We start from the raw sequence: 24,480 nt of genomic DNA, 5'->3' as shown, positions 1-24,480 counted from the left end.
AATTCGGTCAATCAGCCGCGAGCGATCAGCGCTGCGTCAGCGGCGACCTTCTCGGCCGCTTTCTCGCGGATCAGCTTTTCCAGCTCATCCACCAGATTGTCATTCGTTAGCTTCTGCGACGGCTTGCCGTCGATGTAAATCAGGTTCGGTGTACCACCGGTCAGGCCCACGTGGGCCTCTTTGGCCTCACCCGGCCCGTTGACCACACAACCGATCACTGCGACATCCAGCGGCACCAGCAGGTCTTCGAGGCGCAACTCCAGGTCGTTCATGGTTTTCACCACGTCGAAGTTCTGCCGCGAGCAACTCGGGCAGGCGATGAAGTTGATACCACGGGAACGCAAACGCAGGGATTTGAGAATGTCGTAGCCAACCTTCACTTCCTCTACGGGGTCTGCCGCCAGGGAGATGCGGATAGTATCGCCAATCCCTTCGGCGAGCAGCATACCGAGACCCACCGCAGATTTCACCGTGCCTGAGCGCAAACCGCCCGCTTCGGTGATACCCAGGTGCAGCGGCTGCACGATTTCCTTGGCCAGCAGGCGATAGGCTTCTACGGCCATGAACACGTCGGAGGCCTTTACGCTGACCTTGAAGTCCTGGAAATTCAGGCGTTCAAGGTGTTCAACGTGGCGCAGTGCAGACTCAACCAAAGCTGCCGGCGTGGGCTCGCCGTATTTTTTTTGCAGGTCTTTTTCCAGGGAGCCGGCGTTGACGCCGATGCGGATCGGAATACCACGATCCCGGGCAGCATCAACCACGGCACGCACGCGATCTTCACGCCCGATGTTGCCGGGGTTGATACGCAGGCAGTCCACACCCAGTTCGGCCACGCGCAACGCGATCTTGTAGTCGAAGTGAATATCGGCAACCAGTGGCACCTTGACCAACTGTTTGATACGACCAAAGGCCTCGGCTGCGTCCATGTCCGGAACGGACACCCGCACGATGTCCACGCCGGCAGCTTCCAGACGGTTGATCTGGGCCACGGTGGCGGCCACATCGTTGGTGTCGCTGTTGGTCATGCTCTGCACTGCGATGGGGGCGTCGCCACCCACCGGCACCGAGCCGACCCAGATCTTGCGCGATACGCGACGTTTGATTGGAGATTCGCCGTGCATGACTATTGTCCCAACTTGAGGCGAGCAGTCTCGCCACTGGTGAACGGCGCCACGTCTACAGGCTGGCCGTTGTAGGCCACTTGCGCGCCACGGGCGAAGCCCAGACGCAGCGTCAAAGGAGGCTTGCCGCCCTGGTCAAGCGTATCTCCCTTACGCTTCAAACCACTGAACAGCACTTTGCCGTTGCCATCGGTGACCTGCGTCCAGCAGTCAGCGATGAAGGTAATCTGTACGCGCCCATCACCGGCAATCAACGCAGGGGTGGTGGGAGGCGACATCGCCGGCGCTGCGGGTGCGGCTGGCGCAGGGGTCGCGGGTGCAGGTGCAGGTGCAGGTGCAGGTGCTGCCGGAGCCTGAGCCACGGGTGCTGCCGGAGTGGTCGGAGCAGCCGGGGCTGGTACCGCAGCCGTCACAGCCGGGGCCGTGCCAGCGTCTGGCGCGGGTTGCTCGGCAGTGGCCGGCGCTTGCGGCGCGGCTTGCCCTTCTACCACGGCCTGGTCTTCCGGCTCGTCCAGCGGGTGGATCTGGGTAGTGCCGTCGGCGCTTTCGACTTCGACATGTTCCATGGCATTGCTGGTCAGGTCTTTGTTGCGCAGGGAGGTCTGGTCTTGCCACCAGACGAAACCGCCGCCGACCACGGCAATCAGCAACAACAGGCTGACAATTCGCAAAATCGTGTGGGAAACCCGCGTTGGCTCCTCGATACGCCCCAACCCATGGACATTACTGCCCTGGGCGTCGGTACCGGTGAACTGGTCGAACTCCTGGACCAGCACGGCCTGGTCGATACCCAGCAATTTGGCATAGGCGCGGATATAGCCGCGGGCAAAGGTGTGCCCAGGCAGCTTGTCGAACGCGCCGGCTTCCAGGTTGGCCAGGGAGGTGCTGGTCAAATTGAGCTTGAGGGCCACTTCCGCCAGCGACCAACCATTGCTTTCGCGGGCCTGGCGCAAGGTTTCGCCTGGGTTGACGCGATTAGCTGCTACATCTTCCGGGTGCGCGGCTTTCATCATTGCTCCGACAGGTATTGCTGATATTCCGGCGTACCGGGATAGAGTCGTTCGAGTTGCTGGCCAAAACGTGCGGCCGTGTCGTGTTCTTCATGAACCGTCGCCAGGCGCACACCGAGCAATAGACTACGTGCATTTTGCCCGCTCAGCAGGCTAAAACGCTCGTAATAGTCACGTGCCGGCACATAATGCCTGTCTTCGTAAGACAACTCAGCCATTTCGAGCAATGCCCGTGGCTGGTGACTATTCAAATGCAGGGCTTTTTCCAGTTGCTGGCGGGCGCTGTCGCGTTGGCCGAGGCGCATCGAGGTCACACCGAGGTTCTCGAACACCCGCGAACGTTGCGGGTAGAGGGTATCGGTGGAAGCTTGCTGGAAATAACGTAACGCCAGGTCATACCGCTTCTGCTCGAACAGGAAACTGCCGTAGTTGTTCAGCAGCCGCGGGTCGGCAGGACGGGAGGCCAGGGCCTTGTGAAAATAGCGGTCGGCCAGCTCGGGCTCGGCCTGGGCCTGAAACACCAGGGCCAGCGCGGCATTGGCATCGGCATCATCGGCGTCCAGTTCAAGGGCCTTTTTCAACGGCACCTTGGCCTGCTCGCTCATGCCTTGGCGCAGGTACCCCAAGCCCAGTTGCACATAGGCAACTCGCGCCTCATCACGGCCTTTATCAGTGCGCAACGGGCTGTCATGGCCCGATGAAACGCAACCGGCCGCGAGGCCGGTAAAGAGTAAAAGCAGCGCAAGGCGCAAGGGCATAGAGATCCTCTCTCAGATTCGATTCACAGCGATTTGCGGTAAATCTTCAGCGGCGTTAAGTTCGCGCACGGCGATATAACGTTCACTGCGGCGGGTGCGGTCCATCACCTGCCCTACCAATTGGCCACACGCGGCGTCGATGTCTTCACCACGGGTGGTTCGCACGGTGACGTTATAGCCGGCCTGGTGCAGTTGATCCTGGAAACGACGGATGGCGTTGTTGCTCGGCCGCTCGTAGCCAGAATGGGGAAACGGGTTGAACGGGATCAGGTTGATCTTGCACGGGGTGTCCTTGAGCAATTCGATCATCTCGACCGCGTGCTCCAACTTGTCATTGACGTCCTTGAGCATGGTGTACTCAATGGTCAACACGCGCTTCTCACCCAGGGTCGCCATATAACGCTGGCACGACTCGAGCAGCATCTTAAGCGGATACTTCTTGTTGATCGGCACCAATTGGTTACGCAATGCGTCATTAGGTGCGTGCAGCGACAACGCGAGGGAGACGTCGATGTGCTTGGCCAGCTCATCGATCATCGGTACCACGCCGGAGGTCGACAGGGTCACACGGCGCTTGGAGATGCCGTAGCCCAGGTCGTCCATCATCAAATGCATGGCCGCAATCACGTTGTCGAAGTTCAGCAGCGGCTCACCCATGCCCATCATCACCACGTTGGTGATGGCACGGTCGACGGTCGCCGGGACGCTGCCAAAGGATTTGTTGGCAATCCACACCTGGCCAATGACTTCGGCGGCGGTGAGGTTGCTATTGAAGCCTTGCTTGCCGGTGGAGCAGAAACTGCAGTCCAGGGCACAGCCTGCCTGGGACGAAACGCACAAAGTGCCACGTTTGCCCTGGGGAATGTACACGGTCTCGACACAGCTGCCGGACGCCACGCGCACGACCCATTTACGGGTGCCGTCGCTGGAAATGTCCTCGCTGACCACTTCGGGACCACGCACCTCGGCAATGGCCTTGAGCTTGTCGCGCAGGGCCTTGCTGACGTTCGTCATGGCGTCGAAATCGTCGACGCCAAAGTGGTGAATCCACTTCATTACCTGACCGGCACGGAAACGCTTCTCCCCGATTGAGTCGAAGAATTTCTCCATTTCCGGCTGAGTCAGACCCAGCAGGTTGGTTTTAACAGTCGATGTAGTCATGGATTCACCCTCACTCTTTAAGCCAATGCTTAGCGAGCGGTTACTTCAGTAGCAGCGAAAAAGTACGAGATTTCGCGAGCAGCAGCAGCTTCGGAGTCCGAGCCGTGAACAGCGTTGGCGTCGATGGATTCAGCGAAGTCAGCACGGATGGTGCCGGCAGCAGCTTCTTTAGGGTTGGTAGCGCCCATCAGCTCACGGTTCAGAGCGATAGCGTTTTCGCCTTCCAGAACCTGGACAACAACAGGACCGGAGATCATGAAGGCAACCAGGTCGCCGAAGAAGCCACGAGCGCTGTGCTCAGCGTAGAAGCCTTCAGCTTCAGCCTTGGACAGTTGCTTGAGTTTCGAAGCTACAACCTTCAGGCCGGCTTTTTCGAAACGAGTGGTGATCTCGCCGATGACGTTTTTTGCAACAGCGTCAGGCTTGATGATGGAGAAAGTACGTTGAACAGCCATGGTGTAACTCCAGAAACGGTAATTTACGAAAAATTAAACCCGCGAATTATACGCGGGTTATTGGGTATTGCCTAACTGCGTAAAAAGGCGGCTCAGTCTGCTTCTTCGATCCACAGGCCTTGAATCGCCTCCAGGACCTTTTCGCCACCCCGGTCAGGGATGTCGTCAAAATCCGGCAGCGCCATTACGAGGTTGCGCAGCTTGACGAAGTTCACGGTAAGAGGATTGACCTCAGGATGAGCTTCAGCAAGTTGTATAGCGATTTCTTGTACATCAACCCATTTCAGGCTCATGACATTTCCTTGAATCAATGCGGCGCTTCGGCCGCATGGTTGAGCGAATATTTCGGGATTTCGACGGTGAGGTCTTCAGTCCCCACTTTCGCCTGGCAACTCAGGCGCGACGTCGGTTCAAGGCCCCACGCCCGATCAAGATAGTCTTCTTCCAGGTCATCAGCCTCATTGAGGCTATCGAAACCTTCACGAATGATGCAGTGACAGGTGGTGCAGGCATTCACACCGCCACAGGCACTTTCGATCTCGATATGATTGTCGTGGGCAACTTCAAGCAGGGACTTGCCGGTCTCAGCCTCCACGACCTTGCCCTCAGGGCAATGTTCGGCGTGCGGTAGAAAAGTGACCTGCGGCATCAGTTATTCCTCAATTTCATTCAGGTTGCGGCCCGCCAGCGCGGCTTTAACCGTCTGATCCATACGGCGAGCGGCAAAGGCATCAGTCACTTGCGACAGGCGCTTGGTCTGTTGCTCGATGGCGTAGCCATCGTTGCCTTTCATCAGTTCGGCCAGTTCCTGCATTTGCAGGTCAATGACCATGCGTTCTTCGGCATCCAGCAGGCGCTCGCCGTCGGCTTCAAGGGCACCCTGCACCGCTTCGAGCAGGCGCTGGGCATCCACTTGTTGCTCGCGCAATACGCGGGCGACCTTATCGTCACCGGCATACTGGAACGAATCCTTGAGCATCTTGGCGATTTCGCCATCGGTGAGGCCGTAGGACGGCTTGACCTGGATGCTGGCCTCCACGCCCGAGGCCAGTTCGCGCGCAGCCACGCTGAGCAAGCCATCGGCATCGACCTGGAAGGTCACGCGAATCTTGGCGGCACCGGCCACCATCGCCGGAATGCCACGCAATTCAAAGCGCGCCAGGGAGCGGCAGTCGCTGATCAACTCGCGCTCACCTTGCAGCACATGAATCATCATGGCTGTCTGGCCGTCTTTGTAGGTGGTGAAGTCCTGGGCGCGCGCGACGGGGATGGTGGTGTTGCGCGGAATCACCTTCTCCATCAGGCCGCCCATGGTTTCCAGGCCCAGGGACAACGGGATCACATCGAGCAACAGCAATTCGCCGCCATCGCGCTTGTTGCCAGCCAGGGTATCGGCCTGGATGGCAGCGCCGATGGCGACGACTTGATCCGGGTCGATTTCGGTCAATGGTTGACGCCCAAAGGCCTCGGCGACCGCTTCACGCACGCGCGGCACGCGGGTGGAACCGCCGACCATGACCACTGCACCGACGTCTTCCAACTCGATACCGGAATCACGCACAGCACGACGGCAGGCCTTGAGGCTGCGGGCAACCATCGGCTCGATCAGCGCATCAAAGGCTTCGCGGGTCAGCTGTGCCGACCAGTCACCGTAGGACACTTCAACAGAAGCAGCGTCCGTCAGCGCCTCTTTGGCCGCGCAGGCCGTTTGCAGCAGGTTGCGCTGCGCACCTGGGTCCAGGTCGGCCGACAAGCCAGCACTGCTGATGATCCAGCCAGCAATGGCGTGATCGAAATCATCGCCACCCAGGGCGCTGTCGCCGCCGGTTGCGAGCACTTCAAACACACCGCCGGTCAGGCGCAGGATCGAAATATCGAAGGTGCCGCCGCCCAGATCATAAATAGCGACCAGGCCTTCAGCGTGCTGATCGAGGCCGTAGGCCACCGCCGCCGCAGTCGGCTCGTTGAGCAGGCGCAGCACGTTCAAGCCGGCAAGTTTCGCCGCATCCTTGGTGGCTTGGCGCTGGGCGTCATCGAAATACGCCGGAACAGTGATCACCGCCCCTACCAGCTCACCGCCCAAGGTGCTTTCTGCACGCTGGCGCAGCACCTTGAGAATGTCAGCAGACACTTCCACCGGGCTCTTGGGCCCCTGGACGGTGTCGATGAACGGCATATGGGATTCACCGCCGACAAAGCGGTACGGCAGTTGGTCGCCCAATTGCTTGACGTCGGACAACCCACGACCCATCAAGCGCTTGACCGACAACACCGTGTTCAAGGGGTCTGCCGACGCGGCCAACTTGGCCGATTCGCCCACTTCGATGCGGTCGGCGTGATAACGCACGGCGGACGGCAGGATCACCTGCCCATCGGCATCGGGCAGTGGCTCGGACAGGCCACTGCGCAAGGCAGCAACCAGGGAATTGGTGGTGCCCAGGTCAATCCCGACCGCCAGGCGACGCTGGTGCGGTTGAGGGCTTTGGCCGGGTTCGGCGATTTGCAGTAGAGCCATGGTAATCAGGTCTTATCTGTCTATCAGGCGTGCATCACGGGCAGCACTGGGTTAATCGTCGAGGCGCTCTTCTAACTGGCGCACTTCGTAGGTGAGCTTGTCGAGGAATTGCATGCGCCGCATCAGGCGTTCGGCCTGCTCACGTTGCGCCGCATCATCCCAACAGGCTGCGAAGCTTTCGTTGAGCTCATCCTGGGCCGCCTTCAGACGGCGCTTGAAGACCACGACACCAGCCACATCGGCTTCGTCCTGCAAGTCTTCGAGCTCTTCGCGCCACTGCATCTGCTGCATCAGGAAGTCCGGATCATGCACGGTGACTTCCATCGGCAACTCACCACCCTTCATCGCCAGTAAATAACGTGCGCGTTTCGGGGGGCTTTTGAGCGTCTGATAGGCTTCGTTGAGGCTGGCCGATTGCTCCAGCGCCAAGCGTTGCTCACGCTCGGAAGCGTCGGCGAAGCGGTCCGGATGCACGCCACGCGCCAACTCACGGTAGCGCGTAGCAAGCTGCTCAAGGTCCAGCCGAAAGCTCGGCTGCAGCTCGAATAAAGCGAAATGACAAGGAGTACCCACGAGTAGCCTCAGATGTTGAAGCTTTCGCCGCAGCCACATTCACCGCGCACGTTAGGGTTGTTGAACTTGAAGCCTTCATTCAACCCTTCCTTGACGAAATCGAGTTCGGTGCCGTCCAGGTAGGTCAGGCTTTTCGGGTCGATAATCACTTTCTCGCCGTGACTTTCGAACACCTGATCCTCTGCAACCACCTCGTCGACAAACTCCAGCACGTAGGCAAGGCCGGAACAGCCCGTGGTGCGTACACCCAGACGAATCCCCTCACCTTTACCGCGCCCATTCAGGGAGCGGCGAATGTGCTGCGCAGCCGCTTCTGTCATGCTGATAGCCATCGTTGACTCCTTACTCGTCGCCAAATGCTTAGATCAAGCCTTTCTTCTGCTTGTAGTCGCGAACCGCCGCCTTGATGGCGTCTTCCGCGAGTACCGAGCAGTGGATTTTCACTGGCGGCAGCGCCAGTTCTTCGGCCAGCTGGGTGTTGCTGATGGTGACAGCCTCATCCAGAGTCTTGCCTTTCATCCATTCGGTCGCCAGGGAGCTGGAGGCGATGGCCGAACCGCAGCCGTAAGTCTTGAATTTGGCGTCTTCGATAACGCCAGCATCGTTGACCTTGATCTGCAGGCGCATCACATCGCCGCACGCCGGAGCGCCGACCATGCCGGTGCCGACATCAGGATCTTCCGCGTTCATCTTGCCGACGTTGCGCGGGTTTTCGTAGTGGTCGATGACCTTTTCGCTGTAAGCCATGGTACTGAATCCTCACTCATCAGGGCCGCTCTGGAACCCTGTAGAAACGCCTGCGTTTTCCGCCACGTTCCTACAAAGCTTGGGTGGCGGCTTCTATAGTTAGTGTGCCGCCCACTCGATCTTGGAAATATCGACACCGTCTTTGTACATATCCCACAGCGGCGACAGAACGCGCAGCTTGTTGACGGCTTCGCAGACCTTCTGCGCGGCGTAGTCGACCTGCTCTTCGGTGGTGAAGCGGCCGAACGTAAAGCGGATCGAGCTGTGTGCCAGTTCGTCGTTGCGGCCCAGGGCGCGCAGTACGTACGAAGGCTCAAGGGACGCCGAGGTGCAGGCCGAACCGGACGATACCGCCAGGTCCTTGAGCGCCATGATCAGCGACTCGCCTTCGACGTAGTTGAAGCTCAAATTCAGGTTGTGCGGTACACGGGCGGTCATGCTGCCGTTGATGTACAGCTCTTCAAGGTTTTCGACCTGCTTGTAGAAGCGGTCGCTCAGGGCCTTGATGCGCACGTTTTCGGCAGCCATGTCTTCCTTGGCTACACGGAAGGCTTCGCCCATGCCGACGATCTGGTGGGTTGCCAGGGTGCCCGAACGCATGCCGCGCTCGTGACCGCCGCCGTGCATGGTGGCTTCGATGCGTACGCGCGGCTTGCGGCTTACGTAGAGAGCACCGATGCCTTTAGGGCCGTAAGTCTTGTGGGCCGAGAACGACATCAGGTCGACTTTCAGCTTGGACAGGTCGATATCGACCTTGCCTGTGGACTGAGCAGCGTCGACGTGCAGCAACACACCCTTGGAACGGGTCAGCTCGCCGATGGCGGCGATGTCGTTGATGGTGCCGATTTCGTTGTTCACGTGGATCACGGAAACCAGGATGGTGTCTTCACGCATCGCAGCTTCGATCATGGCCGGGGTGACGATACCGTCGGTGGTCGGCTCGAGGTAGGTGACCTCGAAACCTTCACGCTCCAGTTGGCGCATGGTGTCCAGGACAGCCTTGTGCTCAATCTTGGTGGTGATCAGGTGCTTGCCTTTGGTCGCGTAGAAATGCGCCGCGCCCTTGATAGCCAGGTTGTCGGACTCGGTGGCACCGGAGGTCCAGACGATTTCGCGCGGGTCGGCATTGACCAGGTCAGCGACTTGGCGACGAGCGTTCTCGACCGCTTCCTCGGCTTTCCAGCCGAATACGTGGGAACGGGAGGCCGGGTTGCCGAAGTTTCCGTCGACCAGCAGGCATTCGCTCATTTTTTGCGCGACACGCGGATCAACCGGGGTGGTCGCTGAGTAATCAAGGTAAATCGGCAATTTCATGGACTTTCTCCTAAATCAGGCTGGCTGGCGTGCCGTTAGCTCTTCGGCTGTCACTCGACGGCGGACGCTTCAATCTTGTCCAGACGCGGCGCCTTGGTGTTGCAACGGCGCTGGTCCTGACGCTGGGCTACTTCTTGCACCTCACGGCGAGTCACAAGATCAGCCAAGCTGATACCACTCAAAAACTCATGGATCTGCAGGCTCAAGTCACACCACAAGTGGTGCGTCAGGCAGGTGTCGCCGGCATGGCAGTCACCCAAACCCTGGCATTTGGTGGCATCGACGGATTCGTTGACCGCGTCGATCACCTGGGCCACCTGAATGCCCTGCATGTCGCGGGACAACTGATAGCCACCACCCGGACCGCGAACGCTGGAAACCAGATTGCTACGGCGCAATTTGGCGAACAACTGCTCGAGATAGGACAGGGAAATGCCTTGGCGCTCGGAGATATCGGCCAGGGACACCGGCCCAGTTTGCGCGTGCAAGGCCAAGTCGAGCATGGCGGTCACCGCGTATCGGCCTTTTGTAGTCAGTCTCATGGACAAGTACCAAGGTGTTTCAGAATGGGAGCAAGTATGCGATTCCCGAGTATTTAAGTCAACTATAAGACCTAGTACTTTAGTCAGGATTACCCGTAAAAAGGGCGCGCGAATCATAGCAGGATGGGGTGGGGACGAACAGCGCAACCAGGCCTGCTGCAAGACCACCGAGCCAATGGAGATCAAATGTGGGAGCTGGCTTGCCTGCGATAGCTGTCTATCAGCTTGCTTATAGGTTGCTGGCCCACCGCAATCGCAGGCAAGCCAGCTCCCACAAGGGACCGCGTTCAGCCTGCCTTGGTGGTAGCGGCTTCGTCCTTGATTTCAGCAAAATCCTCTTCGCGCAGTTCAGGCAGGTCTTTGGCGCAGTACGGGCTGCCCAACTCCTTCAGCGCACCACACATACCCTCCAGCTTGCCATCCACCGCCTGCAGATGATCAAGCAATTGGCCAATGGCGCGAGCCACCGGGTCGGGCATGTCTTCGCTGACGCCATAGGCATCGAAGCCAATCTTCTCGGCCATCGCCTTGCGCTTGGCCTCTTGCTCGTCACCGACCTGCGGCTTGACGATGATCCGGCCCGGGATACCCACAACCGTGGCACCCGGCGGCACAGCCTTGGTTACCACTGCGTTGGAGCCGACCTTCGCGCCAGCGCCCACGGTAAACGGCCCGAGCACCTTGGCGCCCGCCCCTACCACCACGCCATCGCCCAGCGTCGGGTGGCGCTTACCCTTGTTCCAGGTGGTGCCGCCCAGGGTCACGCCTTGATAGAGGGTGACGTCATCGCCGATCTCGGCCGTTTCGCCAATCACGATGCCCATGCCGTGGTCGATAAAGAACCGACGGCCCACCTTGGCACCCGGGTGGATCTCGATACCGGTCAACCAGCGCCCGAAGTTCGATACCAACCGCGCCAGCCATTTCCAGCCCATGCCCCACAGGGCGCCGGACAGGCGGTGGATCCAGATCGCGTGCATGCCCGGGTAGCAGGTCAGCACTTCAAAGGCGTTGCGCGCCGCCGGGTCACGGTGGAAAACACTTTGGATATCTTCTCGCAAACGCTCGAACATTTTTAATCCTTCCGCTTAAGAAGCTCACCACGGGCCGCTTTCTGGGTTTCCGTGAGGATGCCACGCAATATGTTCATTTCAGCCCGGCTCACCGAGCTGCGGCCGTACAAGCGACGCAGGCGCGCCATCAAGTGCCGTGGCTTTTCAGGGTCGAGGAATTCGATGGCGACCAGGGTTTGCTCCAAGTGCTCATAGAACCGCTCCAGCTCGTCCATGGTGGCCAACTCGCCACTTTTGGTCGAGGCAACCTCTTCCTTTTCCACTTTGCTCGGCTGGCCGGCAGCGGCCAGCCAGGCCATGCGCACTTCATACGTCAGCACCTGCACCGCCGCCCCGAGGTTCAGCGAGCTGAACTCAGGGTCCGAGGGAATATGCACGTGGTAATGACATCGCTGCAGCTCTTCGTTGGTCAGGCCGGAGTCTTCACGGCCGAATACCAAGGCGATTTCAGCACCGCCAGCAGCCTCTTCCACCACTTTGGTGCCGCATTCACGCGGATCCAGCAGTGGCCAAGGGATACGACGATCACGGGCACTGGTGCCGAGCACCAGATTGCAGCCGACCAAGGCGTCCTCCAAAGTGGCGACCACTTGGGCATTTTCAAGCAAGTCATTGGCGCCGGACGCACGGGCATCCGCCTCGTGGTGCGGGAATATCCGCGGCTCGACCAGCACCAGGCGCGTCAGCCCCATGTTTTTCATGGCTCGCGCCACCCCGCCGATGTTGCCGGGATGACTGGTATTGACCAAGACGACACGAATGTTTTGCAGCAAGGGAGGCGCTCTCGGACACAGGAAAGGGGAGCAAATCTTACAGAACCGCCTAAGGTTATGCCATGAAAGCGAACGTCGTCCTTCACCTGAGGAAAGTTTCTGCTAGAATGCTCGGCTTTCTTTAACAACCTTAGGTGACCTATCCATGCAGCCCATGCTGAATATCGCGCTGCGCGCCGCCCGCAGCGCCAGTGAATTGATCTTCCGCTCCATCGAGCGCCTGGATACCATCAAGGTCGACGAAAAAGACGCCAAGGATTATGTATCCGAGGTGGATCGCGCCGCCGAACAGAAAATCATCGACGCCCTGCGCAAGGCCTACCCTACCCACGGCATCCTCGGCGAAGAAACCGGCCTGCACAAAGGCAGCGGCGAAGGCGAAGACTACCTGTGGATCATCGACCCACTGGATGGCACCACCAACTTCCTGCGCGGTATCCCGCACTTTGCCGTGAGCATCGCCTGCAAATACCGTGGCCGCCTGGAACACGCCGTTGTACTGGACCCGGTTCGCCAGGAAGAATTCACCGCCAGCCGTGGCCGTGGCGCCCAGTTGAACGGCCGCCGCCTGCGTGTCAGCGGCCGCACCAGCCTGGAAGGCGCCCTGCTGGGTACCGGCTTCCCGTTCCGCGACGACCAGATGGACAACCTGGAAAACTACCTGGGCATGTTCCGCGCCCTGGTTGGCCAGACCGCCGGCATCCGCCGCGCCGGTGCAGCCAGCCTGGACCTGGCTTATGTAGCCGCCGGTCGTTTTGATGCATTCTGGGAGTCGGGCCTGTCCGAGTGGGACATGGCTGCTGGCGCTCTGCTGATTCAAGAAGCAGGCGGCCTGGTGAGCGACTTCACCGGTGGTCATGACTTCCTGGAGAAAGGCCACGTCGTGGCTGGCAACACCAAATGCTTCAAGGCAGTGCTGACGGCGATCCAGCCGCACCTGCCGGCTTCGCTGAAGCGTTAAGCGAGCGAGCACAAAAAAAGCACCCCTCGGGGTGCTTTTTTTATGCGTGGGATTTAGCAAAAAACCAATTCCAACTGACTCAATACAATCCGATGTGGGAGCTGGCTTGCCTGCGATGGCGGGCTGCCAACCAACTGATTAGTTACTGACCCACCGCTATCGCAGGCAAGCCAGCTCCCACATTTGGATCGAAACCAGACCTTGGGGTTACTGCTGGTTCTGACCCAGGATCAGACGGCCTTCCTTGTCCACCGGAATCTGGCTGCCAGGGTCGCGCTCCATACGCACGGTACCTTCCTTGCCATCCAGGTTGTAACGCACGTCATAACCGACCACCTTGTCACTGATGTCGTTAACGGTGTTACAGCGAGTTTGCGTGGTGGTGTAGGTATCGCGGTTCTGCATGCCTTCCTGAACCTTGTTACCGGCGTAACCACCACCGACCGCACCGGCCACGGTGGCCAGCTTCTTACCGTTACCGCCACCAATCTGGTTGCCTAGCAGGCCACCCGCAAGGGCACCCACCACAGTACCGGCGATTTGATGTTGGTCCTGCACCGGACGCTGCCGGGTCACAGTGACGTCCTTGCAGACCTCACGAGGAGTTTTGATCTGGGTTTTGACCGGCTGCACCGCCAGCACTTGCGCATACTCAGGGCCGCTTTTTACCAGGCTGTAGGTGGCAACAGCGCCTCCGGCAGTCACACCGACAGCACCCAATACCGCACCAACCAGCAACGACTTGTTCACATGAACCTCCTGACCATCACAAGCGGACCGAAAGATCCGCGCTATACCCAGCCTTGGAGCAAAAAAAAAGGCGCGAGTTCAATACTCGCGCCTTTCTTGTAACAGCGGATCAACAAGCGCCCATCAAGGACGGTCGTCGACCTCCTTGTCGGTAACGGCAGGAGGGATCAGGTCTTCGCTGTTGAGGTTCAGCCAGATCAGCACCACGTTGGCGATGTAGATCGACGAGTAGGTACCCGCCAGAACGCCGATAAACAGCGCCAGGGAGAAGCCCCACAGGTTGTCGCCACCAAAGATCATCAGCGCAGCAATCGCCAGCAAGGTGGAGATCGACGTCGCCATGGTCCGCAGCAGGGTCTGGGTGGTGGAGATGTTGATGTTCTCGATCAACGTCGCCTTGCGCAGTACACGGAAGTTCTCACGAACCCGGTCGAATACCACGATGGTGTCGTTGAGCGAGTAACCAATGATCGCCAGCACGGCCGCCAGTACGGTCAGGTCGAAGGTGATCTGGAAGTAGGCCAGGATACCCACGGTGACGACCACGTCGTGGATCAGCGACACAATGGCGCCAACCCCGAACTTCCACTGAAAGCGGAACGCCAGGTAGATCATGATGCCGACCAGCGCCATCAGCATGCCGAGGCCGCCCTGGTCGCGCAGCTCTTCACCCACTTGCGGGCCGACGAACTCGACGCGCTTGACCGACGCAGGGTTATCGCCACCCACCTTTTGCAAGGCCTCGGCTACCTGGTGACCCAGTTGCGGGTCTTCGCCAGGCATGCGCACCAGCAGGTCAGTGGTGGCGCCAAAGCTTTGCACCACGGCTTCGTGATAGCCGGCCTTGACCAGCTCGCTGCGCACCAGGGTAACGTCGGCCGGCTTCTCGTAGGTCAGCTCGATGAGCGTACCGCCGGTGAAGTCCAGGCCGTAGTTCAGGCCCTTATGGAACCAGCTGAACAACGCCAGTACGGTAAGGAGCACGGTGACGCCGAACGCAATGTTGCGAACGCCCATGAAGTTGATTGTACGTAACATGGCAGCCCCTTAAATCCACAACTTCTTGAAGTCACGCCCGCCAAAGATCAGGTTGACCATTGCGCGGGTCACCATGATGGCCGTGAACATCGAGGTAAAGATCCCGAGGGACATGGTCACCGCAAAGCCTTTCACCGGGCCTGTGCCCATGGCGAAGAGAATCCCGCCGACCAACAGTGTGGTCAGGTTGGAGTCGAGGATCGCGGTAAATGCCCGGCCGAAGCCTTCGTTGATTGCACGCTGCACGGTCATGCCGGCGGCGATCTCTTCACGAATCCGCGAGAAGATCAGCACGTTGGCGTCCACCGCCATACCCATGGTGAGTACGATACCCGCGATACCTGGCAGGGTCAGTGTGGCGCCCAGCAACGACATCAGGGCCAGCAGCATCACCATGTTGCCCGCCAGGGCAACGGTGGCGATCACACCAAAGAAGCGGTAGATGGCGATGATGAACAGCGACACGAACAACATGCCCCACAGCGCCGCATCGACACCCTTGGTGATGTTGTCGGCACCCAGGCTCGGGCCGATGGTACGTTCTTCAGCGAAGTACATCGGTGCCGCCAGGCCACCGGCACGCAGCAGCAACGCCAGCTCGGAAGACTCGCCCTGGCCGTTCAGGCCAGTGATACGGAACTGAGCACCCAGCGGCGACTGGATGGTCGCCAGGCTGATGATCTTCTTCTCTTCCTTGAAGGTCTGCACCGGCACGTCTTTCTCGACGCCATTGACCATTTGCTTGGTGTAGGTGGTCACCGGGCGCTGCTCGATGAAGATCACCGCCATGCTGCGACCGACGTTGCTGCGCGTGGCGCGGCTCATCAGTTCGCCACCATGGCCATCCAGACGGATGTTCACTTCAGGCGTGCCGTGCTCGCCGAAACCAGCCTTGGCGTCGGTCACCTGGTCACCGGTGATGATCAAGCCACGCTCGATCAGCGCGGGAGGACGGTTGCCTTCACGGAATTCGAACTCTTCGGAAGTAGCACGCGTAGCGCCTGGGTCTGCCGCGAGACGGAACTCCAGGTTGGCGGTCTTGCCGAGGATACGCTTGGCTTCAGCGGTGTCCTGTACGCCCGGCAACTCAACCACGATACGGTTGGCGCCCTGGCGCTGCACGATCGGCTCGGCCACACCCAGCTCGTTGACGCGGTTACGCACCGTGGTCAAGTTCTGCTTGATGGAGTATTCGCGGATTTCAGCGATCTTGGCCGGGCTCATCGCCAGGCGCAGTACCGCTTGACCATTGAGGTCGGCCGGTACGATGTCGAAGTCATTGAAGTTCTTGCGGATCAGCGCACGGGCCTGTTCGCGGGAAGCTTCATCAGCAAAACCCAGCTGAATGGCACCGTTGAGCTGCGGCAGGCTGCGATAGCGCAGCTTCTCTTTGCGCAGCAGGCTCTTCACGTCGCCTTCATAGACCTTCAGACGTGCGTCCAGGGCCTTGTCCATGTCGACTTCCAGCAGGAAGTGCACACCACCGGACAAGTCCAGACCCAGCTTCATCGGGTGCGCGCCAATGCTGCGCAGCCATTGTGGCGTGGTCTGGGCCAGGTTGAGCGCGACAACGTAGTCGTCACCCATGGCCTTGCGTACGACGTCTTTGGCCGGCAATTGGTCTTCTTGCTTGGTCAGGCGCAACAAGCCGCCTTTGGATCCAGCCGCCAAGGTTGCCGCTTTAACCTGGATACCCGCGTCGTTGAGCGCTTTGCTCGCACGGTCCAGGTCAGCCTGATTGACCTGCAGCGAAGTGCTGGCGCCAGAGATCTGGATCGCCGGGTCATCAGGATAGAGATTGGGAGCGGAATAAATAAAACCGATCGCCAGCACCGCCAGGATCAGTACGTATTTCCACAGAGGGTATTTGTTCAGCATCACGCCGCCCGCTTATAACGCGGGGCGCCTTGCGCGCCCCGTCGATTGGTAAAGGTTGTTACTCAGATCGCTTTGAGCGTGCCTTTAGGCAGCGTGGCGGCGATGGCGCCCTTCTGGAACTTCATTTCCACGGTGTCGGAGACTTCCAGTACCACGAAAGCATCGGAAACCTTGGTGATCTTGCCGGCGATGCCGCCAGTGGTCACGACTTCGTCGCCTTTTTGCAGGCTGCCCAGCAGGTTTTTCTGCTCTTTGGCGCGCTTGGCCTGTGGACGCCAGATCATCAGGTAGAAGATGACCAGGAAGCCGACCAGGAAAATCCACTCGAAACCACCGCCCATAGGGCCGGCAGCAGCAGGCGCAGCGGCGTCAGCCATGGCGTTAGAGATAAAAAAGCTCATTTAGCACTCCAGTTGCAAATAGTGAATCTTAGGGTCGGAAAACTCAGTCCAAGGGCGGCACAGGGAGGCCACGCTTGGCATAGAAGGCATCGACGAAGGCGGCCAATGTACCCTGTTGAATAGCCTCGCGCAAACCAGCCATCAGGACTTGGTAATGACGCAAATTGTGGATGGTATTCAACATGCTACCCAGCATTTCCCCGCATTTGTCCAGATGGTGCAGATAAGCACGGGAGAAGTTCTGGCAGGTGTAGCAGTCACAGGTGGGATCCAGCGGCGAATCATCATGGCGATGGAACGCGTTACGGATCTTCAGCACGCCTGTATCGATGAACAGATGCCCATTGCGGGCATTGCGGGTTGGCATCACGCAATCGAACATGTCCACACCGCGGCGCACACCCTCTACGAGATCTTCCGGTTTGCCAACGCCCATAAGGTAACGAGGTTTGTCTGCGGGCATCAGGCCCGGCAGGTAATCCAGCACCTTGATCATTTCGTGCTTGGGCTCGCCCACCGACAAACCGCCGATGGCCAGGCCGTCAAAGCCGATCTTGTCGAGGCCTTCCAGCGAGCGTTTGCGCAGGCTTTCATGCATGCCGCCCTGGACAATACCGAACAGCGCCGCCGTGTTATCGCCATGGGCGTTCTTCGAACGCTGGGCCCAGCGCAGGGACAACTCCATGGAAATACGCGCCACGTCTTCATCGGCCGGGTACGGCGTGCACTCGTCGAAAATCATCACGATGTCCGAACCCAGGTCGCGCTGTACCTGCATCGACTCTTCCGGGCCCATGAACACCTTGGCGCCGTCGACCGGCGAGGCGAAGGTCACGCCCTCCTCCTTGATCTTGCGCATGGCGCCCAGGCTGAACACCTGGAAACCACCGGAGTCGGTAAGGATCGGGCCTTGCCACTTCATGAAGTCATGCAGGTCGCCGTGCTTCTTGATCACTTCCGTGCCCGGGCGCAGCCACAGGTGGAAGGTATTGCCGAGGATGATCTCGGCGCCCGTGGCGACGATGTCACGCGGCAACATGCCTTTGACGGTGCCATAGGTGCCGACCGGCATGAACGCCGGGGTCTCCACGGTGCCACGCGGGAAGGTCAGGCGACCACGACGGGCTTTACCGTCCGTAGCGAGCAATTCAAACGACATACGACTCATAAGTTGTCCTCAGGGCCGCGCGGCGCCGGGTTACGGGTGATAAACATCGCATCACCGTAGCTGAAAAAACGGTACTCGTTAGCGATGGCGGCTTGATAAGCGGCCATGGTTTCCGGGTAACCGGCAAATGCCGACACCAGCATCAACAGCGTGGATTCGGGCAAATGGAAGTTGGTGACCAGGCAATCGACCACATGGAATGGCCGCCCTGGGAAAATGAAGATATCGGTGTCGCCACTGAACGGCTTGAGCACGCCATCACGCGCTGCGCTCTCCAGCGAACGCACGCTGGTGGTGCCCACGGCAACCACTCGACCGCCCCGCGCCTTGCACGCCGCCACCGCATCCACTACGTCCTGGCTGACTTCCAGCCATTCGCTGTGCATATGGTGGTCTTCGATGTTATCCACACGCACCGGCTGAAACGTCCCGGCCCCCACGTGCAGGGTTACATAGGCGGTGTCGACGCCCTTGGCAGCAATCGCATCCAGCAGTGGCTGGTCGAAATGCAGCCCGGCAGTCGGTGCGGCGACGGCGCCGAGGCGCTGTGAGTACACGGTCTGATAGCGCTCGCGGTCCGCGTCTTCGTCGGGGCGGTCTATATAAGGAGGCAACGGCATATGGCCGACGCGCTCCAACAGCGGCAACACTTCTTCGGCAAACCTGAGTTCGAACAAGGCATCGTGACGCGCGACCATCTCGGCTTCGCCACCGCCCTCGATCAAGATGCTCGACCCCGGTTTGGGCGACTTGCTGGAGCGCACATGGGCCAGCACGCGATGGCTGTCCAGCACCCTCTCCACCAGGATTTCCAGCTTGCCGCCGGAGGCCTTCTGGCCGAACAGCCGCGCCGGAATCACCCGGGTATTGTTGAAAACCATCAGATCGCCTGGGCGCAAATGCTCAAGCAAATCAGTGAATTGACGGTGTGCGAGGGCACCGCTGGGCCCGTCCAGGGTCAGCAGTCGACTGGCGCGACGCTCGGCCAAAGGGTGGCGAGCGATCAGCGAATCAGGGAGCTCAAAAGTAAAGTCAGCAACGCGCATGATGGGGTTCGTCTAGCAGGGCCGGGAAGTCTAGCGGAAATAGTGAAAATAGACCATGAAACGTGATTGACCAACGGTAATCTCATCTCTATACTTCGCCGCCATTGAGCCCTGATGGCGGAATTGGTAGACGCGGCGGATTCAAAATCCGTTTTCGAAAGGAGTGGGAGTTCGAGTCTCCCTCGGGGCACCATCTTAAAGAAAGACCTTGAAATTCAAGGTCTTTTTTTTCGCCTGCAAAAAAGTGGGCGCCGGGCTGATTCATTGCTCACCGCCCATTACCAACCTGAAACACGACCTAATTGTGGGAGCTGGCTTGCCTGCGATTACGCCAGCCCCAACACCTTCAAACCATCTGCCTACACAGCAACCGCATCCCCCTCCTCTGTCGCCCCATTCGGCATTCGCCAAATCATCCACCACTGCCTTCGCCATCTCCCCCAAATAATGCGCCGCCCAGGCATAGCGGTCTGCGCTCTTGTCCATCGCCGCATCCAAAGCCAGCATTTTTGAACAATGAAGAAGCTCGGAGGCATGCTCCAGGGCATCACGGATGGGTACACCGGAATTGACGCGGAATAGACGATGGAGGTCGGGCTGCTTGCCGCAGGTGGAAAAAGTAATGACGCCTAGGGTTTTGTTGAGGGGTGGGTTGATCATTGGGCACCTCCCAGGGGGGTGGAGGTGTGGGTCGAGGAATTGCGAAGGTATGGCCTATCAGAAACGCTCATTGCTTAAGCTCCTATGTAGTGAGCTGCCACGTTCGTTTCTCATGCGAATGGGTGGCAGCTATGCGCGGGCTGAGAAACCGGGACAATAAGAACCCGGCAGACCCGAAGGTCTCCCACACATAGCCGCCATTGCACAGACATGCGGACACAAAAAAGCGCCAACAGTCTAATGGATGGTGGCGCCTATGCGCCTATTGTTTCTCGGATTCTCAAGTCCGGTCGCTGGGTTGGAAGCGACGGAGGGAAGGTAGCGCAGGAGCAGTTAGAGATGACAGTTGGTATCTGTGGCGAGAAGTTTCCAGCGAACTGGCAACCACCGCTTGGCATTTGTCGTATCTGTGGCCTGAATCTACTCGGACATTACTTTGTCGGCTTCCATTTCTATGGCCATAGCTCCGAGGGCAAGACAACCCGATTTGAAGTCGCTGCCTCGGTCTGTGATGGGCAGCGCCTGGTGCGTTGGTGGCACGCGCCAGATAACGCCCTAAAGCCCATCGCCGCTGCACATTCAGATGCATCTTGGTGCAGGATGAAACTGGCATGTGTGGTGGTCTGCACATCATTAGCGAAACGGTGTGCATGCTCTGCAATGGCACGGGTAAAGCCCAAGCGAACGATGAGGACAAGCGGGCCGACAGGTGCAGGAGTGGCGCTTGCTGTTTCTCTCGACCGGTGAGAAGACGTTGGAGCAGCACATGGCGGATGCCAACAAGGAGCTGAAAGCGGGTATGGAAGTTCGCATGCTCGCCGTCCCAGCCGATGCGAGCAAAGGCCTCGGTATGTTCGATGCACTGAACGGTTTTCAGGACGCTGCCACCCTCTCCGATGCGCTCAAGGCCCGCTTAGCCAAATACTACGGCACGCCCTCACCGCCTTCCTGCACGCACTGTGTGCGCCTGGAGAAATGCTCAGGTGATCAGTGATCGTTCGCCGCACGGTGGAACAGTTCATCACCCAAAACCTGCCCGCCTCGGCCAGTGGACAGGCCCAGCGTGCAGCCCTTCGCTTTGGCCTCGCAGCAGCGGCAGGAGAGTTGGCAACCGCCTTTGGTGTCACCGGCTGGCCGGATGGCACAGCCACGACCGCCGCACGAGTGTGTTTGCACGCGTGGCTGGCCGAACGCGGCGGCGCCGGTAACTTCGAGGGCGATGCGATTTTGGCGCGGCTAAGGCAGATCATCGAACGCTTTGGAGAAAGCCGCTTTACCCGCTGGGAATCTGCCGCCGCCAAGATCGATGAGCACGGGCCACGCACGATTGATCGGCTGGGCTTTCGCACGACGATGGAACACGGCTTGGGCGACGCCCTGCACACCACCAACATCTACTACGTGCTGCCAGAAGCTTGGAAGGCCGAAATCTTCAAGGGCATGAACATCAGTGCGGTGAACAAGGAGCTTATACGCCGAGGTGTCCTTGAGCTAGGTCCAGATGGCAAGGCCTCCTGTTCCGCCCGCTTACCGGGCATGGGTATCCAACGTTGTTACGTGGTGAAGACGGTACCTGGAACAGAAGAAACTGAGACTCAGGCGGCATGACCGCCAGCCAAATGATTGAGGTAATGCAGGCCCTCTTTTGGCCTGACCAGCCACGCATCCAAACCATAATCTAATTAAATAGGACAAGACATATGAACGATATCCAAACACTGAAAGACACCCGTGTGAATCTGGCAGCCGAATTGGAATGCATCCAACAGGAGCTACCACGCATTGAGGCTGCATTTGAAAGCGAAGAAGTGATCAATCAAGGGCGCGAAGACCATGTCCGCCATGAGATCGACGACCGAAAACGTCAAATCGACTCGATCAACCTCAAGATCCATATGTTGGATATGAAATTGTTTCGTCGAGAGGCTTTAGCCGACCAAGAAAGCCTGATGGCGGGTTACATTGCCGGCATGGCGAACTGGACAGCGGATGAGCTGGAACTGAACGCGAAACGCGAAAGCCTCAACACTCGCTTGGAGGAGATCCGAAAGCAAGCCCAAGAAGATATCGCAAGCGCACGACGGGCCGAGACCGAAGCGGCCACGGCTTACGCACAAGCCGTGGCCTGGGGAGATGTAGAAGGCGAGAAAACCGCCAGCACCGACGCCCAGAAGGCGGCAAAAAACCTCTCATCTGCCACTGAACAACACCGCCGCCAACAACTGATTATTACCGCCCTGGAGCAGGAGCTGACCATCGTTGACCGGCACATCACCGAGGCCCAGGCAGAACGTAAGAAGGTAGAAAACCAAGCTCTACATCTCGCGCATAACGCGTTAGAAGAAAAATGGAATGAGGCCGCCCAGGCACTTCTCGACGTAGGCGGCCGGCTGTATGCGGCTAAAAGCATGATCCAGCAGGATCCGGTGTCGCTGTTTAAGCTAGATATACCGGAACAGGGCGAAAACTTTGGCAGTTGGGGGTGGAGAGACTTGGCAGACCGCGCCGGGGAATACCGCGCGCAAGACGTACTCGCGATGTAATCGCTGATTACCCCGAAACGGTTCGCTTTCGGGAGCTGTTTAAATCACTCAAAGGAACGAAGCCATGAACGCTGCAAAACAAGACAGCTCATCCCTATCCGAAACGCTACAAGCGAGAAAAGCCTACCTAACCGCACTACTGAAAATCGTAGATACCAAGATCGGCAAAGGCACTTCAACGCAAAAGCTCACAATCATCGCGATCAAGGCTGAAATGGGGCTAATTGAGCATAAACTGAAAAAAAGTTGACGAGGATAAGCGGAAGCTAGCGGCGGCTTCCGTTGTACTCAAACTTGACGGACAGAGTCCAGCGAAATGTGATCAATTATTGCCAACGACCTGAGGCAATTCATTGTTCGCTGTCACGCAGGACTCCCCCTGTTGCACTAAGCCTTGTGATTTTGGCTTGCCCCCCCGATGACCTAACTTTCTTTTGACGATCTTCAGGTTTTTGGGATTTCGTTAGACGTTTTGCTTCAAAGAGAAAGTAGCAAGGATTCTCCTTTACATCCTTTCTATACTCAGCATACGTTTTCGCACCGTGTAAAGCCGCGGTTAGCGTTCCGAACAGACTCACTCCGGAGGTTACAACCGCAGCCGCGAGCCCACTAAAGGCGAGCCCAAGATCGACCACAGCAGCCCTTCTAACAGACTTAATTTTGTTAGATATCGCCTTAACTTGAACCTCAGACATTTCATGTTCTATATCGACAATCTTTCTTCTGATTACTGTCGAATCGCTTTCATACCGAAGTTCTCTGAATCTCGCCTCTAAATCCGTTCTAAAACTCTGAAACGCCTCCCCATCGTTATTACGAAGACTCATAAGATCGCGAGAGCTTATCTTATCCATATAAGGCAACTTCATTTTCAAAACGCATTCTATAGCGTTCTCCGGTATACCCTTGTCAACCTCCATCATTGAGCTGCGTAGAAGCTGACTATCAAAACTAGAGGAACAGGCGTAGACCGAACTTAAGCTTTGAGCTAAAGAAATGTCAGTAGTAAGCCCCCTAAAATAACTACCTGCACTTCTCGCCAGGGACTCCGCCACCCATTTGTCGAAATGGGCTTGGCTAGGTGGAAATGATGGAGTGCTCAATCTAAATTGTGCGATTCGCGTCTCATCGTCGAACGACAAAGTTTCTTGAGACATGAGATTGTATATAAATCCAGTCCCGGGGCGTGTCCCTTTGAAGTTTATAAATATTTTCCTACATGGCTCCAGCCGATCCGTAACTATCAAACCGCCAGGTGTCGACTCCGCTGTAAAAATCTCACTTTTCTCCCTAAATATTTGCAAAATAGGTGCGGGTACAAGGTCCGTGTACCCATTTGCATCATAGTAAATAGGTATTTGAACGGGGGCCTCGGCGTGATAGCTCACAGGATAAAATTTGAGGTACCCTCCGACAACCATATCCCTTTTACTTAATACGTCCTTCACTGCTCCCGCTAACGCGACTCTATTTAGTTTTTCCGAACTCGAGCCCATGCCCAAGTACCCTGACATAGTCGAAGACATGGCGCTCTTAGGTGCTGTGAAGGGAAATATCGGATCAGGCAGAATCATTTGCTCGATATACAGCGCCGCTCTTTTCAAACTACTAAGACTGCCCATTTCTGCGCTACCCACGCAGCTCAAACTTCCAGCAACGTGGCTTACTTCAACAGTTAGTCGATCTAGCTCTGCAATACAATGCTTTCTATAGCTCTCCAACTCACATTCTAAACGCTGATCAGTTTCACCATCATAATTTGCGGCAATTAATGTCGGATCAGTCAGCAAACTATGCGCCAGAAAGTCAAACATCGTATTGCTCATCAATCACCCCAAGTCTAATTACATAAGAAACAACCGGCTTCGTCAGTTGTGGATGCTACAAAGTGAAAATTGCCATCGGTAAAAATTTTAAAAATTAACTCGCCAAAAGCTAGCAGATGGCCATAGAGAAGTCTACGCACCATTGGCTGAGGCCGTTCATGAGCCAC

The 24,480-nt window shown here is 58.0% G+C and carries 25 protein-coding genes, 1 tRNA gene and 2 pseudogenes; 5 read left to right on the top strand and 23 right to left on the bottom strand.

The annotated features are described in order from the left end of the window. Positions 1 to 11: 11 nt before the first annotated feature. From ispG to trmJ, 15 genes are all read right to left on the bottom strand, one after another. On the bottom strand, positions 12 to 1,121 hold the full coding sequence (gene ispG, locus DK871_RS07925) for a flavodoxin-dependent (E)-4-hydroxy-3-methylbut-2-enyl-diphosphate synthase (RefSeq protein WP_003175952.1): 1,110 nt from the start codon (positions 1,119 to 1,121) through the stop codon (positions 12 to 14). Between the two features lie 2 nt (positions 1,122 to 1,123). Beyond that, positions 1,124 to 2,131: a RodZ family helix-turn-helix domain-containing protein gene (locus tag DK871_RS07920; protein WP_161904596.1), complete on the bottom strand. Its 1,008-nt coding sequence runs from the start codon at positions 2,129 to 2,131 to the stop codon at positions 1,124 to 1,126. Then, on the bottom strand, positions 2,131 to 2,889 hold the full coding sequence (pilW, locus tag DK871_RS07915) for a type IV pilus biogenesis/stability protein PilW (protein ID WP_161904595.1): 759 nt from the start codon (positions 2,887 to 2,889) through the stop codon (positions 2,131 to 2,133). Before pilW ends, DK871_RS07920 begins: the two co-directional genes overlap by 1 nt. A gap of 12 nt (positions 2,890 to 2,901) precedes the next feature. Beyond that, complete coding sequence (gene rlmN, locus DK871_RS07910) at positions 2,902 to 4,050, bottom strand: 23S rRNA (adenine(2503)-C(2))-methyltransferase RlmN (RefSeq protein WP_003194014.1); 1,149 nt, start codon at positions 4,048 to 4,050, stop codon at positions 2,902 to 2,904. Between the two features lie 29 nt (positions 4,051 to 4,079). Next, the gene (gene ndk, locus DK871_RS07905; protein WP_003175956.1) at positions 4,080 to 4,505 is read right to left on the bottom strand and encodes a nucleoside-diphosphate kinase; all 426 of its coding nucleotides are present in this window, start codon (positions 4,503 to 4,505) and stop codon (positions 4,080 to 4,082) included. A 92-nt stretch (positions 4,506 to 4,597) separates the two neighbouring features. Continuing rightward, positions 4,598 to 4,798 carry a Fe-S cluster assembly protein IscX gene (gene iscX, locus DK871_RS07900; protein WP_032879605.1) on the bottom strand — a complete coding sequence of 67 codons (201 nt, stop codon included), beginning with the start codon at positions 4,796 to 4,798 and terminating at the stop codon, positions 4,598 to 4,600. A 14-nt stretch (positions 4,799 to 4,812) separates the two neighbouring features. Beyond that, positions 4,813 to 5,154: an ISC system 2Fe-2S type ferredoxin gene (gene fdx / locus DK871_RS07895; RefSeq protein ID WP_161904594.1), complete on the bottom strand. Its 342-nt coding sequence runs from the start codon at positions 5,152 to 5,154 to the stop codon at positions 4,813 to 4,815. Positions 5,155 to 5,157: 3 nt separating this feature from the next. Then, positions 5,158 to 7,020 carry a Fe-S protein assembly chaperone HscA gene (gene hscA, locus DK871_RS07890; protein ID WP_032895387.1) on the bottom strand — a complete coding sequence of 621 codons (1,863 nt, stop codon included), beginning with the start codon at positions 7,018 to 7,020 and terminating at the stop codon, positions 5,158 to 5,160. A gap of 51 nt (positions 7,021 to 7,071) precedes the next feature. Then, positions 7,072 to 7,593 (bottom strand): co-chaperone HscB, encoded by a 522-nt coding sequence (gene hscB / locus DK871_RS07885; RefSeq protein ID WP_032895386.1) that lies wholly within the window; start codon positions 7,591 to 7,593, stop codon positions 7,072 to 7,074. 8 nt (positions 7,594 to 7,601) lie between these two features. Continuing rightward, positions 7,602 to 7,925 (bottom strand): iron-sulfur cluster assembly protein IscA, encoded by a 324-nt coding sequence (gene iscA, locus DK871_RS07880; protein ID WP_003175963.1) that lies wholly within the window; start codon positions 7,923 to 7,925, stop codon positions 7,602 to 7,604. Between the two features lie 28 nt (positions 7,926 to 7,953). Next, on the bottom strand, positions 7,954 to 8,340 hold the full coding sequence (gene iscU / locus DK871_RS07875) for a Fe-S cluster assembly scaffold IscU (protein ID WP_003175965.1): 387 nt from the start codon (positions 8,338 to 8,340) through the stop codon (positions 7,954 to 7,956). A gap of 99 nt (positions 8,341 to 8,439) precedes the next feature. After that, positions 8,440 to 9,654 carry an IscS subfamily cysteine desulfurase gene (locus DK871_RS07870; RefSeq protein WP_003194019.1) on the bottom strand — a complete coding sequence of 405 codons (1,215 nt, stop codon included), beginning with the start codon at positions 9,652 to 9,654 and terminating at the stop codon, positions 8,440 to 8,442. A gap of 50 nt (positions 9,655 to 9,704) precedes the next feature. Next, positions 9,705 to 10,196 (bottom strand): Fe-S cluster assembly transcriptional regulator IscR, encoded by a 492-nt coding sequence (gene iscR, locus DK871_RS07865; RefSeq protein ID WP_003194020.1) that lies wholly within the window; start codon positions 10,194 to 10,196, stop codon positions 9,705 to 9,707. Between the two features lie 287 nt (positions 10,197 to 10,483). Continuing rightward, positions 10,484 to 11,269: a serine O-acetyltransferase gene (cysE, locus tag DK871_RS07860; RefSeq protein ID WP_034128028.1), complete on the bottom strand. Its 786-nt coding sequence runs from the start codon at positions 11,267 to 11,269 to the stop codon at positions 10,484 to 10,486. 2 nt (positions 11,270 to 11,271) lie between these two features. Continuing rightward, positions 11,272 to 12,042: a tRNA (cytosine(32)/uridine(32)-2'-O)-methyltransferase TrmJ gene (gene trmJ, locus DK871_RS07855; RefSeq protein ID WP_161904593.1), complete on the bottom strand. Its 771-nt coding sequence runs from the start codon at positions 12,040 to 12,042 to the stop codon at positions 11,272 to 11,274. Between the two features lie 145 nt (positions 12,043 to 12,187). Here trmJ and suhB point away from each other — a divergent pair, with 145 nt between their 5' ends. Beyond that, complete coding sequence (gene suhB / locus DK871_RS07850; protein WP_005791195.1) at positions 12,188 to 13,003, top strand: inositol-phosphate phosphatase; 816 nt, start codon at positions 12,188 to 12,190, stop codon at positions 13,001 to 13,003. A 207-nt stretch (positions 13,004 to 13,210) separates the two neighbouring features. On the opposite strand, the gene DK871_RS07845 is transcribed toward suhB, so the two are convergent. The 6 genes from DK871_RS07845 to queA form a co-directional block, all read right to left on the bottom strand. Continuing rightward, positions 13,211 to 13,753, bottom strand: coding sequence for a glycine zipper 2TM domain-containing protein (locus DK871_RS07845; protein WP_003194023.1), 543 nt, complete (start codon positions 13,751 to 13,753; stop codon positions 13,211 to 13,213). A 123-nt stretch (positions 13,754 to 13,876) separates the two neighbouring features. Continuing rightward, the gene (gene secF, locus DK871_RS07840) at positions 13,877 to 14,791 is read right to left on the bottom strand and encodes a protein translocase subunit SecF (RefSeq protein WP_161904592.1); all 915 of its coding nucleotides are present in this window, start codon (positions 14,789 to 14,791) and stop codon (positions 13,877 to 13,879) included. Between the two features lie 9 nt (positions 14,792 to 14,800). Further along, positions 14,801 to 16,669: a protein translocase subunit SecD gene (gene secD / locus DK871_RS07835; RefSeq protein WP_003194025.1), complete on the bottom strand. Its 1,869-nt coding sequence runs from the start codon at positions 16,667 to 16,669 to the stop codon at positions 14,801 to 14,803. 62 nt (positions 16,670 to 16,731) lie between these two features. After that, entirely contained in the window at positions 16,732 to 17,070 is a 339-nt protein-coding gene (gene yajC / locus DK871_RS07830) for a preprotein translocase subunit YajC (protein ID WP_003175975.1), read from the bottom strand. Between the two features lie 43 nt (positions 17,071 to 17,113). Then, positions 17,114 to 18,229 (bottom strand): tRNA guanosine(34) transglycosylase Tgt, encoded by a 1,116-nt coding sequence (gene tgt, locus DK871_RS07825; RefSeq protein WP_032803964.1) that lies wholly within the window; start codon positions 18,227 to 18,229, stop codon positions 17,114 to 17,116. A gap of 5 nt (positions 18,230 to 18,234) precedes the next feature. Next, entirely contained in the window at positions 18,235 to 19,284 is a 1,050-nt protein-coding gene (gene queA / locus DK871_RS07820; protein ID WP_161904591.1) for a tRNA preQ1(34) S-adenosylmethionine ribosyltransferase-isomerase QueA, read from the bottom strand. A 108-nt stretch (positions 19,285 to 19,392) separates the two neighbouring features. Here queA and DK871_RS07815 point away from each other — a divergent pair. After that, positions 19,393 to 19,477: transfer RNA gene (locus DK871_RS07815), tRNA-Leu, on the top strand. Positions 19,478 to 19,643: 166 nt separating this feature from the next. Here DK871_RS07815 and DK871_RS07810 read toward each other — a convergent pair. After that, positions 19,644 to 19,944, bottom strand: a pseudogene (locus tag DK871_RS07810) (DUF3077 domain-containing protein). Between the two features lie 379 nt (positions 19,945 to 20,323). Here DK871_RS07810 and DK871_RS07805 point away from each other — a divergent pair. The 3 genes and pseudogenes from DK871_RS07805 to DK871_RS07795 form a co-directional block, all read left to right on the top strand. Further along, positions 20,324 to 21,552 (top strand): annotated as a pseudogene (locus tag DK871_RS07805) (DUF927 domain-containing protein); the annotation flags it as partial. A 92-nt stretch (positions 21,553 to 21,644) separates the two neighbouring features. Next, positions 21,645 to 22,487, top strand: a complete 843-nt coding sequence (locus tag DK871_RS07800) for a chromosome segregation protein SMC (RefSeq protein WP_161904590.1) — start codon at positions 21,645 to 21,647, stop codon at positions 22,485 to 22,487. Between the two features lie 64 nt (positions 22,488 to 22,551). After that, on the top strand, positions 22,552 to 22,737 hold the full coding sequence (locus DK871_RS07795; protein WP_161904589.1) for a hypothetical protein: 186 nt from the start codon (positions 22,552 to 22,554) through the stop codon (positions 22,735 to 22,737). A 100-nt stretch (positions 22,738 to 22,837) separates the two neighbouring features. Here DK871_RS07795 and DK871_RS07790 read toward each other — a convergent pair whose 3' ends face one another. Further along, positions 22,838 to 24,301, bottom strand: coding sequence for a hypothetical protein (locus DK871_RS07790; RefSeq protein WP_161904588.1), 1,464 nt, complete (start codon positions 24,299 to 24,301; stop codon positions 22,838 to 22,840). Between the last annotated feature and the right edge of the window lie 179 nt (positions 24,302 to 24,480).

The organism is Pseudomonas sp. L13, from assembly GCF_009935965.1.
Lineage (GTDB): Bacteria > Pseudomonadota > Gammaproteobacteria > Pseudomonadales > Pseudomonadaceae > Aquipseudomonas > Aquipseudomonas lactis.
The sequence above is the reverse complement of the archived record's forward strand: the minus strand, read 5'-3'. Positions and strand labels throughout refer to the sequence as shown.

What these genes read in the sequence shown, in the direction of transcription:
- DK871_RS07790 (WP_161904588.1), bottom strand. Translation starts at nt 24,301, where the DNA reads ATGTTTGACTTTCTGGCGCATAGTTTGCTGACTGATCCGACATTAATT.
- ndk (WP_003175956.1), bottom strand. Translation starts at nt 4,505, where the DNA reads ATGGCTGTTCAACGTACTTTCTCCATCATCAAGCCTGACGCTGTTGCA.
- hscA (WP_032895387.1), bottom strand. Translation starts at nt 7,020, where the DNA reads ATGGCTCTACTGCAAATCGCCGAACCCGGCCAAAGCCCTCAACCGCAC.
- iscA (WP_003175963.1), bottom strand. Translation starts at nt 7,925, where the DNA reads ATGGCTATCAGCATGACAGAAGCGGCTGCGCAGCACATTCGCCGCTCC.
- iscX (WP_032879605.1), bottom strand. Translation starts at nt 4,798, where the DNA reads ATGAGCCTGAAATGGGTTGATGTACAAGAAATCGCTATACAACTTGCT.
- suhB (WP_005791195.1), top strand. Translation starts at nt 12,188, where the DNA reads ATGCAGCCCATGCTGAATATCGCGCTGCGCGCCGCCCGCAGCGCCAGT.
- queA (WP_161904591.1), bottom strand. Translation starts at nt 19,284, where the DNA reads ATGCGCGTTGCTGACTTTACTTTTGAGCTCCCTGATTCGCTGATCGCT.
- DK871_RS07800 (WP_161904590.1), top strand. Translation starts at nt 21,645, where the DNA reads ATGAACGATATCCAAACACTGAAAGACACCCGTGTGAATCTGGCAGCC.
- tgt (WP_032803964.1), bottom strand. Translation starts at nt 18,229, where the DNA reads ATGTCGTTTGAATTGCTCGCTACGGACGGTAAAGCCCGTCGTGGTCGC.
- fdx (WP_161904594.1), bottom strand. Translation starts at nt 5,154, where the DNA reads ATGCCGCAGGTCACTTTTCTACCGCACGCCGAACATTGCCCTGAGGGC.
- rlmN (WP_003194014.1), bottom strand. Translation starts at nt 4,050, where the DNA reads ATGACTACATCGACTGTTAAAACCAACCTGCTGGGTCTGACTCAGCCG.
- DK871_RS07870 (WP_003194019.1), bottom strand. Translation starts at nt 9,654, where the DNA reads ATGAAATTGCCGATTTACCTTGATTACTCAGCGACCACCCCGGTTGAT.
- ispG (WP_003175952.1), bottom strand. Translation starts at nt 1,121, where the DNA reads ATGCACGGCGAATCTCCAATCAAACGTCGCGTATCGCGCAAGATCTGG.
- iscU (WP_003175965.1), bottom strand. Translation starts at nt 8,340, where the DNA reads ATGGCTTACAGCGAAAAGGTCATCGACCACTACGAAAACCCGCGCAAC.
- iscR (WP_003194020.1), bottom strand. Translation starts at nt 10,196, where the DNA reads ATGAGACTGACTACAAAAGGCCGATACGCGGTGACCGCCATGCTCGAC.
- secD (WP_003194025.1), bottom strand. Translation starts at nt 16,669, where the DNA reads ATGCTGAACAAATACCCTCTGTGGAAATACGTACTGATCCTGGCGGTG.
- yajC (WP_003175975.1), bottom strand. Translation starts at nt 17,070, where the DNA reads ATGAGCTTTTTTATCTCTAACGCCATGGCTGACGCCGCTGCGCCTGCT.
- DK871_RS07795 (WP_161904589.1), top strand. Translation starts at nt 22,552, where the DNA reads ATGAACGCTGCAAAACAAGACAGCTCATCCCTATCCGAAACGCTACAA.
- cysE (WP_034128028.1), bottom strand. Translation starts at nt 11,269, where the DNA reads ATGTTCGAGCGTTTGCGAGAAGATATCCAAAGTGTTTTCCACCGTGAC.
- pilW (WP_161904595.1), bottom strand. Translation starts at nt 2,889, where the DNA reads ATGCCCTTGCGCCTTGCGCTGCTTTTACTCTTTACCGGCCTCGCGGCC.
- secF (WP_161904592.1), bottom strand. Translation starts at nt 14,791, where the DNA reads ATGTTACGTACAATCAACTTCATGGGCGTTCGCAACATTGCGTTCGGC.
- DK871_RS07920 (WP_161904596.1), bottom strand. Translation starts at nt 2,131, where the DNA reads ATGAAAGCCGCGCACCCGGAAGATGTAGCAGCTAATCGCGTCAACCCA.